This is a genomic window from Pseudomonas tehranensis (assembly GCF_014268615.1).
GTDB classification, from domain to species: Bacteria; Pseudomonadota; Gammaproteobacteria; order Pseudomonadales; family Pseudomonadaceae; genus Aquipseudomonas; species Aquipseudomonas tehranensis.
The window spans coordinates 1-2,076 of sequence record NZ_JABWQV010000429.1 but is presented as its reverse complement, the minus strand read 5'-3'; the positions used below and the strand labels follow the sequence as shown (position 1 = coordinate 2,076).

The 2,076-nt window shown below is 61.1% G+C and carries 2 protein-coding genes; one reads left to right on the top strand and one right to left on the bottom strand.

Annotation, left to right across the window (positions count from 1 at the left end; all coding sequences use genetic code 11):
• Positions 1-12: 12 nt before the first annotated feature.
• A complete protein-coding gene (gene algW / locus HU811_RS26740; protein ID WP_092394046.1) occupies positions 13-1,173 on the bottom strand; it encodes a Do family serine endopeptidase AlgW in 1,161 nt (386 codons plus the stop codon).
• A gap of 104 nt (positions 1,174-1,277) precedes the next feature.
• Between algW and HU811_RS26735 the strand changes: the two genes are divergently transcribed.
• A complete protein-coding gene (locus HU811_RS26735) occupies positions 1,278-2,036 on the top strand; it encodes a Nif3-like dinuclear metal center hexameric protein (RefSeq protein WP_047228650.1) in 759 nt (252 codons plus the stop codon).
• The last annotated feature ends 40 nt before the right edge of the window (positions 2,037-2,076 follow it).

Genomic DNA, 2,076 nt, shown 5'->3' with positions numbered 1-2,076 from the left:
CGCCACGGGGATTTACTCTTCTTCCTTGAGCACCACCGGTGCCGGCGGTGGGCGCAAACCGATTTCAGCGGTGAGCTTGAGCTCCTTGCCGTTGCGCATCACCTGGATGGTGACCTTGTCGGTGGGTTTGATCCGCGCCACCTGGTTCATTGAGCGGCGGCCGTCACCGGCGGGTTCGCCGTCGATGCTCAGGATCACGTCGCCCAGTTGCAACCCGGCCTTCTGGGCCGGGCCATCGCGGAAAATGCCTGCTACCACGATCCCGGGACGCCCGGACAGGCCGAAGGATTCTGCCAGCTCCTGGGACAGCGGCTGCACTTCAATACCCAGCCAGCCCCGAATCACCTGGCCGTGTTCGATGATGGACTTCATCACTTCCATGGCCAGCTTCACCGGAATCGCAAAACCGATGCCCTGACTGCCGCCGGATTTGGAGAAGATCGCCGTGTTGATCCCGGTCAGATTGCCGTTGGCATCCACCAGCGCGCCGCCGGAGTTCCCGGGGTTGATCGCGGCGTCGGTCTGGATGAAGTCTTCGTAATTGTTCAGGCCCAACTGATTGCGCCCAGTGGCGCTGATGATGCCCATGGTCACGGTCTGGCCGACGCCGAAGGGGTTGCCGATGGCCAGGGCGACATCGCCGATGCGAATGCTGTCCGAACGCCCAATGGTGATGGCCGGCATGTTCTTCAGGTCGATCTTCAGCACCGCGAGGTCGGTTTCCGGGTCGCTGCCGATCACTCGGGCCAGGGTTTCGCGACCATCCTTGAGGGCCACCACGATCTGGTCGGCGCCGCTGGTGACGTGGTTATTGGTCAGAATATAACCTTCCGGGCTCATGATCACGCCCGAACCCAGGCTCGACTCCATGCGTTTCTGCTTGGGTGAGTTATCGCCGAAGAAGCGCCGGAACTGCGGGTCTTCGAACAGTGGATGGCTGGACTTGTTGACGACCTTGGTGGTGTACAGGTTGACCACGGCCGGTGCCGCGATCGTCACGGCGTCGGCATAGGACACCGGTCCTTGTTGCAGTGCCTTGGTCTGTGGCGCCTGCTGCAGGTTGACGTCGAGGCTCGGCAGGCCGACCCACTCCGGATAACGCTGGATAATCAGTAGAGCGACCAGCACGCCGGCCAACAGAGGCCAGCCGGAAAAACGCAGCGCCTTGAGCATTAAGCACGTCCTACGAAGGTTGCAGACGGAGTGAGACCGCCCATAATGTCGCGCATTATACGAGGCCGCGCGCGCCTCTGAACGGGATATTTAGGAGTCTTTTCATGGCCGTAGCCCTGAACACCCTGGTAGAAGAAGCGGATCGTTATCTGGCCGCCGCCAGGATTGCCGATTACTGCCCCAACGGTTTGCAGGTCGAAGGGGCTCCTCAGGTCACGCGCATTGTCAGCGGCGTCACCGCCAGCCAAGCGTTGCTCGATGCCGCAGTGGAGGCTGACGCTGATCTGGTGCTGGTGCATCACGGGTATTTCTGGAAAGGCGAGAATCCGTGCGTGACCGGCATGAAGCAGCGTCGCCTCAAAACCTTGCTCAAGCACGATATCAGTCTGCTGGCCTATCACTTGCCGCTGGATCTGCATGCCGAGGTGGGCAATAACGTGCAATTGGCACGCCAGTTGGACATTACCGTCGAAGGGCCGCTGGACCCGGACAACCCCAAGGTGGTCGGCCTGGTGGGCTCCTTGTCTGAACCGATGACGCCTCGGGACTTCGCCCGTAAAGTGCAGGAAGTCATGGGCCGCGAGCCTTTGTTGATCGAAGGCGAGCAGATGATCCGCCGGGTCGGCTGGTGCACTGGCGGAGGCCAGGGTTATATCGATCAGGCCGTGCTGGCCGGGGTTGATCTGTTTCTCAGTGGCGAGGCGTCCGAGCAGACTTTCCATAGCGCCCGGGAAAACGGCATCAGCTTCATCGCCGCCGGGCACCACGCGACCGAGCGCTATGGTGTGCAGGCGTTGGGCGATTACCTGGCGCGGCGCTTTGCTTTGGAGCATATCTTCATAGATTGCCCGAATCCCATTTGATTGCTTATAACTCCTGTGGGAGCGGGCTTGCTCGCGAATG